The 7,808-nt window shown below is 61.3% G+C and carries 8 protein-coding genes; 6 read left to right on the top strand and 2 right to left on the bottom strand.

All coding sequences use genetic code 11. The features are described 5' to 3' along the window. Positions 1 to 285 precede the first annotated feature (285 nt). Together NW860_RS06215 and NW860_RS06210 are read left to right on the top strand one after the other, a co-directional pair. The gene (locus NW860_RS06215) at positions 286 to 1,293 is read left to right on the top strand and encodes an aldo/keto reductase (RefSeq protein WP_414513098.1); all 1,008 of its coding nucleotides are present in this window, start codon (positions 286 to 288) and stop codon (positions 1,291 to 1,293) included. 32 nt (positions 1,294 to 1,325) lie between these two features. Further along, positions 1,326 to 2,075: an HAD family hydrolase gene (locus tag NW860_RS06210; RefSeq protein ID WP_414513096.1), complete on the top strand. Its 750-nt coding sequence runs from the start codon at positions 1,326 to 1,328 to the stop codon at positions 2,073 to 2,075. 8 nt (positions 2,076 to 2,083) lie between these two features. Here NW860_RS06210 and queA read toward each other — a convergent pair whose 3' ends face one another. After that, positions 2,084 to 3,271, bottom strand: a complete 1,188-nt coding sequence (queA, locus tag NW860_RS06205; RefSeq protein ID WP_414513094.1) for a tRNA preQ1(34) S-adenosylmethionine ribosyltransferase-isomerase QueA — start codon at positions 3,269 to 3,271, stop codon at positions 2,084 to 2,086. A gap of 78 nt (positions 3,272 to 3,349) precedes the next feature. Here queA and NW860_RS06200 point away from each other — a divergent pair, with 78 nt between their 5' ends. Continuing rightward, entirely contained in the window at positions 3,350 to 4,027 is a 678-nt protein-coding gene (locus NW860_RS06200; protein ID WP_414394112.1) for a Mo-dependent nitrogenase C-terminal domain-containing protein, read from the top strand. A gap of 53 nt (positions 4,028 to 4,080) precedes the next feature. Here the strand turns inward: NW860_RS06200 and NW860_RS06195 are convergent, their stop codons facing one another. Next, positions 4,081 to 5,499, bottom strand: a complete 1,419-nt coding sequence (locus tag NW860_RS06195) for a folate/biopterin family MFS transporter (RefSeq protein WP_414513091.1) — start codon at positions 5,497 to 5,499, stop codon at positions 4,081 to 4,083. Between the two features lie 228 nt (positions 5,500 to 5,727). Between NW860_RS06195 and rph the strand changes: the two genes are divergently transcribed. The 3 genes from rph to NW860_RS06180 form a co-directional block, all read left to right on the top strand. Next, on the top strand, positions 5,728 to 6,456 hold the full coding sequence (rph, locus tag NW860_RS06190; RefSeq protein WP_414410267.1) for a ribonuclease PH: 729 nt from the start codon (positions 5,728 to 5,730) through the stop codon (positions 6,454 to 6,456). Positions 6,457 to 6,655: 199 nt separating this feature from the next. Further along, entirely contained in the window at positions 6,656 to 7,228 is a 573-nt protein-coding gene (locus tag NW860_RS06185; RefSeq protein ID WP_414513089.1) for a hypothetical protein, read from the top strand. Positions 7,229 to 7,406: 178 nt separating this feature from the next. Continuing rightward, positions 7,407 to 7,808: response regulator (locus tag NW860_RS06180; protein ID WP_414513087.1), on the top strand; the 402-nt coding region annotated here is incomplete at its 3' end.

Here is a 7,808-nt window from a genome sequence, read left to right as displayed (position 1 = left end):
CCCCTGCGCCTGAACGGGCAGCAAGGATCCCCAGAACAAAATGCCGCCCAGGGAGCCGGCCAGACAAAGAGGGAAAATGGACTTCATGGAACCATTCCTCAAAAGTTTTGGGGTGTGAATTTTTCAATCCTCACTCTACTAGGCCGCTAGTCGGGAAAGCAGAGGCAAAAGCCCGCCCTCTTTTTCCACCAGCAGCTAGGCGCGTGGGTTGTCTGCGCAAGGGGCTTTGTCCTCCCCCGGCGCCTGTTAGCATCCTGAAACGGGATCCTGTTTGCAGACGTTGCCATGGAGTTTGTTACGCTTGCCGAGACGGGGCTAAAACTTAGCCGCGTGGGGCTGGGCACCTGGAGCATGACCGGGGATTGGTGGGGGCCAGCGGATCCCCAGGAGGCCTATGCCACCCTCCGCAAGGCTATTGACCTGGGCATTACGCTCTTTGACACGGCTCCGGCCTATGGCCGCGGCCTTTCGGAGGAGCTATTGGGGCGGGCTATCCGGGATGCCGGCTGTCGGGATCGCGTAGTCATTGCCACCAAGGCCGGCCTGCAGTGGACTAATGGCAAGGTGGTGCGCAACTGCAGCCTCAGTTGGCTGGCTCAGGATCTGGAAAACTCCCTCCGCCGCCTGCAGACTGATGTGATCGACATCTACCAGGTGCATTGGCCGGATCCCTTGGAGCCTCTGGAGGAGACCGCTGCCTTTTTCGGCCGCCTACTCCAGGAAGGAAAGATCCGCGCCATTGGGGTGAGCAACTTTTCTCCGGAGCAGATGGAGCGCTTCCGCCAGGTGGCTCCCCTGCACACGGCCCAGCCGCCCTATAACCTGTTTGAGCGCCAGATCGAAGCAGATGTCCTGCCCTACTGCCAGGCCAACGGCATTGCCACGCTAATCTACAGTCCCCTCTGCCGGGGGCTGTTGGGGGGAAGGCTGACTCCGCAAACCAAGTTTCCGCCTGGAGATCTGCGCAGCGGCATCGATCCCAAGTTTGGAGAGCCTCGCTACTCCCAGTACCTGCAAGCGGCAGAAGAGCTGAGCCGACTGGCGCGGGAGCGCTACGGCAAAACCTTGCCCCAGTTGGCGGTGCGCTGGCTCTTGGATCAGCCGGGGGTGAGTGCAATCCTATGGGGAGCGCGCAAGCGCCAGCAGCTGGATGACCTAGCCGGAGTTTGGGGCTGGTCGCTGGAGGCGGAGGCAATGCAGGCCATCGACGAGATCCTGCAAAGGCACGTCCCCGAACCCCTTCCCCCCAGCTTTATGGCTCCTCCTACCCGCCCAGGGATCCCAGCTTCCTAGAATTGTCCGGAGAATCTGAAATAGGACCTCGCATGGCGCTGCAAGGGGTAATCCTAACCTGGAGCGGCGTGGTGGCTGACGACGAGGAGCTGCACCTCTACGCCATCAACCAAGTGTTGCTGGAGGAGAACCTGCGCCCCTGGGATCTGGGATCCCCAGCGCAAAAAGAGCTCTATCGGCTACACCATCTGGGCCAACCGGATCGGGAGGGTCTCCTTGCCCTTTGGCAAGCCCAGGGACGGGTGCTCAGCCCCAGGCAGCAAGAAGGACTTTTGCAGCGCAAGGCCCTTTACTACCGGCAGGCGTTGCAGGAGCAAAAGGGATCTCTTCTGGTTCCCGGCTTGGCGGAGGCCTTGGAGAAGCTGGAGCAGCTACGGCTCAAGGTGGGCCTCTTGAGTGGTCACGCCGCTATCGAGGTGGAGGCTTTTTTGGAGCGCTTCCCCTGTCCAGCCCTGGCGCGGCTGACTCAGAACTTCCGCTACCGCGTAACCGGCGAGGCAGGGGATCCTCAGTTGCACCGTCTGCTCCTAGAGCGGATGGGGCTCTCCCCTCAGGAGTGCCTGAGTTTTGAAGCCACCTACGCCGGCATTCAAGCGGCTCGCTCGCAAGGGATCCCGGTGTTGGCTCTGGCCACTTTCTTCCCTCTACACATGCTGCAGCGGCGGGCCGATTGGGCAGTGGATGGCTACCCCCACGTGGAATGGGAGCGCCTCCAAACTTGGTTTGCCACTGGCCAAGACCGTCCTGCTGACCTTCCTACCAAGCCCTTGGCAAAAGGGTAAGAATCCCCCTAGGGCAGGATCAGCATGCCGTCCCCAAAAGAGTAGAACCGATAGCCCTGCTCGATGGCCTCCTGGTAGAGATCCAGCAAGCGCTGTCGCCCGATCAAGGCTGCCACCAGCATCATCAGGCTGGAGCGGGGCAGATGAAAGTTGGTGATCAGCCCCTGCACCACCCGCCAGGAATAGCCGGGGTAGATGAAGAGGTCGCTTTTTCCCTGCCAGGGTTGCAGGGCGCCGGAGAGGGCTGCCGTCTCTAGGGCCCGCACCACCGTTGTTCCCACCGCAATCACCCGCCTTCCCTGGGCTTGGGTTTCGCGAATAGTGTCCACCGTTTCTGCCGGCACCTTGAGCCACTCGCTGTGCAAGCGGTGGTCGGTTACTCGCTCTGCCTCTACCGGGCGGAAGGTACCCAGCCCAATGTTCAAGGTGATGTAGGCAGTTTGGACCCCCTTCTGGGCCAACCGCTCCAAAAGCTGAGGGGTAAAATGCAGGCCTGCGGTGGGGGCAGCCACCGAGCCGGGGTGTCTGGCCCAGACGGTTTGATAGTCTTCAGGTCGGACTCCCGCACTTGTCGGGTCAAGGGCACGGGCAGCTTCCAGATAGGGAGGAAGCGGGATCCGCCCCACCCGCTCCAGGATCTGCTCAAAGGCATCCGCCCCTTCCCATGCAAACTGCACCACCCGCCCGCCGGTCTCCGCGTCCACCGCCAGCACTGTGGCCGTCAGCTCAGCCAGCAAGCCCTGGTGATCCCAAAACCGGATTTGATCCCCCACCTTGACCCGTTTGCCCGGCCTGACCAAGACCCGCCAGATCTGCTGCTGAGGGGAGGTGTTGCCTGGGATCCCGGGCTGCTCTGGCTCGAGCAGCAAAACCTCTACCCGCGCCCCAAAAGCGTCCTTTCCCGGCAAGATCTTGGCTCCCCACAGCCGGGCCGGGATGACCTTGGTGTCGTTGAGAACCAGCAGATCCCCGCTCTGCAGGTAGTCGGGGAGGTCGCAGAAGCGGCGGTGCTCGTGCCTATCGGGGTACACCACCAGCATTCGCGCCTGATCCCGGGGCTCCACCGGCCTCTGCGCGATCCGCTCAGGCGGTAGGAAGTAGTCGTAGGCAGCAGTTAGGAGATCCGGGTTGGGCTCTTCAGCGCTCCCTGGGCTGGGTTCAACCTGGGCAGCTAGGGGTGGAAGAGGATCCGTCATGAACAAAAAGAGGTTGCCCAGACTTCAACCTCCAGCCTAGCTCTTTAAAATGGCGGTGGCTTCTTGTGGAGCTCTGCCATGTCTAGCGATTCCACGCCTACTTCTGCTAGGGAGTGCTCACCCCAGCAGGCGGAACTATGGCTACGAGGGCTGCTTGGCATTGCCTGGGCTGATGGAGAATACAGCCCCGAAGAGCAACGACTCATCGAAGATCTCATCCGCTCCGACTGGCCCGAAGAAGAGGGGAAAGATCTCGCTCCCCTCTCCCCCGAAGAGCTGGCGGCCCAGTTGCAGCCGGAGTTGCGGGAAGATTTCCTGCGCACGGCAGTGATGACAGCCGTTGCCGATGGGGTATATTCCGAGCCGGAAGATCGCTTGTTGCACCAATTGGCCACTGCCTTTGGGCTGGAGCTTCCCCAGCTCCATCTGCTCAAGGCTACGCTGGTCGACAAGAGGGCCACCTCGCCATCGCCGGCAAAAGCCCAGCCTGAAAGCGGCTATACCGACCTTTTGGCTCCCTTGCGCAAGTGGCTGGACGGCATCCAAGTCCGCGACGTGAGGGTAGCCCGCTTCTTATGCCGTATGATCCCTGCCCACTGCCCCTTTGAGCGGGATGTAGTGTTGTTTGGCCGCAAGGTGCTGCACATTCCCCCCATGTGCAAGCTTAACCCCCTCTACGACCAGGTGGTGGCCTTGCGCTGCCGCGCCCTCTCCTTCCTGGCAGAAGCTGGGGAAGACATTAGCCAATACACTTGATAGCCTGCGCTCAAGCAGGAGGAAGCCAACGCTATCTACTGGCCGCCGGCCCCTTAGGAGTAGGTTATGTCCGTCTCTCCCAAAGGGATTGCCTCTCCCCTAGCGGCTGCTTCTGCTCCCTGCAAGAAGGACTGCAGCGAAGCCTGAGCTTCCGCCTCCAACTCTGCTGGGCTGGGAGTTATCCTCTCGGCGGGCAGCCAACCCAACAAGGGCAAGGGCAAGAGGGTGGAGAGGTTGGTGATCACCAAAAGCAGCCCCAGGTGGCTGAAATTACTTTCGGTTACTCCTAGAGCGTGCATAAGCAGGGATCCCAGCTCCTGCGAGAGGAACCCCGCCAAATTAAAGGCCGACATGAGCAGGGCAAAAAAGGTGGCCTCGATCCCTGGCGGGCAAAGGCGGGCGGCCAGAACCAGCACCGGCATAAAGGCAATTTGCCCCGCTACTGTCAGCACCAGGCTATCCCCGAGGCTAAACCAGTGGTCGTCGAGGCCCCAAGCGCGGTTGAGGTGATAGACCAAGATCAGGCTGGTCAGGCCTAGCCCTGCGGAAATGACCGTCATCCAGCCAAAGAGGGGGCGCAGGGGGATGTGCCGCAGATACACCTGAAAGATTCCCACCCCCACCAAGCTGGCGACGCTAGTCACTAGCCGCACCTGGCCCAAAAACTCCGGACCAAAGCCGAGATCGTTGGTAACAAAGTAAAACAGCGCTACGTCGGCACTGGGAGTTGCCTGCCAGACAAACACAAACAGCAGCGGCAGGAAAACGCTGGGCTGCCGCAGGGCTTGCCACACCCGAGCTACCTGTTGCTGCAGGGGATCCCAGCCCAAGGCGCTAGCCACGGGCTGATCCTCAATGACCCAAGCAGCCAGGGCAATCAGCATGGGCAGCAGGGCTGTTAGCCCAAACACCACCTGGGGAGGATAGTGAGCCAAGAGCGCCCCCCCGGCATAGGCCGTGAGCAGGGATCCCAGAGCTGTGGCCCCCCACGTTAGAGACTGCAGCGTGCCCGTTCCCGCCCAGTCACTGCCCTGCACCCGCTCCACCACCAGCGAATCGACAATGACATCCCCCACGGCTACCGCCAGGGATGCCAAAACCATCCAAAGCAGGGCCAGCTCAGCCGTCGGCGCCCCCAGAGCCATCCCCAGCCAGGCCCCACATCCCAACAGCCCTGCCAGCAGGAGGTAAGGGCGGCGCCGGTAGCCTGCTAGCGGCAGCGTATCCGATAGGAGTCCATAAAGAGGCTTGACAGTCCAGGGGATTACAGCCAGGCCCATCAACGCCGCTGCCTGCGTTGGGCCGAGGCCCAGGTTATCCTTCAAGTAAAAGCTGGTGGCTAGCCGTGCCAGCCCCACTGCCCCCTGCACAAAATACACCAGCAGGATCCCAAACAGTTCCGGCGTCCAGCGGATCTCCTGGAGGGGGTCGAGCGCCGACTGACGTAAACGCTGCAGGAAGAGGAGGATCATGACGTCTGTGTCTTCTTACTGGCTGGGCCCTGCCCTGCAGGACACCTTTTGTTCCAGAACTTGCTGCAACAGTAGGAAAAGTTGGCTAAGAACTTCTTTACACTGTAACCTGCCTATTGGCCTACAACAGCAGCTCTCCCGCTGCCTGTCTTCCAAGGCGCTGGCAGCCCTTTTGGAGAAGCTGCCGTGGGTGAACCTGAACGACAATGCGAGGGATTTGAATCGCCCATGAGCTGGCAACGCCCTGATGGCCGCACACCTACCCAATTGCGCCCGGTTTCCTTCCAGCGCCACTTCACCCGCTACGCCCACGGCTCGGTGTTGGTTAAGCTTGGCGATACCCATGTTCTCTGCACCGCCACCGTGGCTGAAGAAGTCCCCCCTTTTTTACAAAACACCGGCCAAGGCTGGCTGACCGCAGAGTACCGCATGCTGCCCACCGCCACCCAACAGCGCCAGCCGCGGGAGACGCTCAAGGTCTCCGGCCGCACCGCTGAGATCCAGCGGCTGATTGGGCGCAGTCTGCGCGCAGCTTTGGATCTCCGGAAGCTGGGATCCCGCACCATCACCATCGATGCCGATGTGTTGCAAGCCGATGGCAGCACCCGCACCGCCGCAATTACCGGTGGATATGTGGCCCTGCACGATGCCATCACCTGGCTCTACAAGCAGGGGCTGCTGGATCCAGCGCAGGGGTCCCCTTTGCAACAGCAAGTGGCGGCCCTTTCGGTGGGGATTGTGCAAGGCGAGGTGCTGCTGGATCTCTGCTACGAGGAGGACAGCCAGGCCGAAGTGGACCTGAACGTGGTCATGAACGAGCAGGGAGCCTTAATTGAAATCCAGGGTACCGCCGAATCCGGATGCTTTGACCGCTCGCAACTGTTGCAAATGTTAGACCTGGCCCAGGCCGGCATCCAGAAATTGCTCCAGGCCCAGCGAGAGGCTCTAGACTTGTAGCCAAGGCAAGCCTAGCCCGGGCCCCGAAAGGGGGAACTGCTGTCCCGGCAGGGGGAGGGTGTGGCCAGGTTAATGGTTTGATGAAGGGGAGATAATGGGATAAAGCAGCCGCAAACTAAGGCTCTCTCTTCAACTGAGGTGAGTAGCTGACGTAGTCGCTGCTTAGGTAGCCTGAAGAGGCTAGGCCGGAGAGTTTCCCATGTCCCATTTTCTCTTGGCAGCGGCGGAACTGGCGCCTCTGCTCCGGCAGCAAGGTCGGCGGTTTACCACTGGCTATCTCCACCTTCACCATAGGGGCGAGGATCCCGCCGAGGGCACAGAGCCTTGGGTGCTGACCTACTACCACGGCCGGCTGCTTTTTTCCGCCGATCAGCCCCTCAATGCCCCGATCCTGCTGCGACGGCTATCGCGCTTTATCCCCCGCCTCAACCTGGACTGGCCCCAGCGGGTTATCCGTGTGCTGCAGCAGCGGCTGCTCCCAGACAACTCCCTGCCGGAGTTGCTGGAGATGATGACCGAGCTGGGCTTGATAAAGCCAGGCGAGCTGGAAGACGCCCTCTGGCTGAACCTGCTTGCCGATTTTGACCGCTACCTGTTCGAATGTGCTCCGCACCGCTCACGCGAACGGGTCAACCGCTATCGCCTCAGCGACGAACAGCGCCAGAAGCTCCACGCCCTCACCAAAGATGGCCAGTCGCTGGAGGCCATTGCCCAAAAGCTCTGTTGGGAAATGTGCTCCGCACCGCTCACGCGATCGCCTGGAGGTAGCTAGCCTCTTTGCCGCTTGGGCCAAAAAAGGTCTGGTGAGCCTGCAAACGCCTCCAGACTTGCTGCAACCCCAGCGCCGCACTCCCATAACCCTCTTGGCCGTAGACGACAGCGTCGTGATGCAGGAGATCCTGCGGCAGTACCTATCCCAGTAATGTGCTCCGCACCGCTAACGCGAACGCGTGATTACAACGGGCAACCCCGCCGAGGTGCTCCCCCTCCTGTTCCAGCACCGGCCTCACCTGCTATTGATGGACAATGTGCTCCGCACCGCTAACGCGATCGCCATGCCCGGGAATGTGCTCCGCACCGCTAACGCGAACGACGGCATAGAGCTCTGCCGCATCGTGCGCAGCCTGGAAGCGTTCAAGTCTCTCCCTATCCTGATGGTTACCTCGCGGGACAGCTTGCTGGATCGCATCCGCGGCAAGTGGTCGGGCGCAACCGGCTACCTGACCAAGCCTTTTAGCGAAAGCCAGCTCACTGCCGAGGTGAAGCGGCTCCTGGCCCAGGCCCAAGATCCCACCTCCCGCTCTCTCCGAGGAGCCCAAACCAACTCGCCCAGCTTATGGCTGGGATCCCTT

Source organism: Synechococcus sp. F70.1 (genome assembly GCF_047502745.1).
Classification (GTDB): Bacteria; Cyanobacteriota; Cyanobacteriia; order Thermostichales; family Thermostichaceae; genus Thermostichus.
Note: the sequence above shows the minus strand (reverse complement) of the source record. Positions and strands in the feature narration are given on the sequence as shown.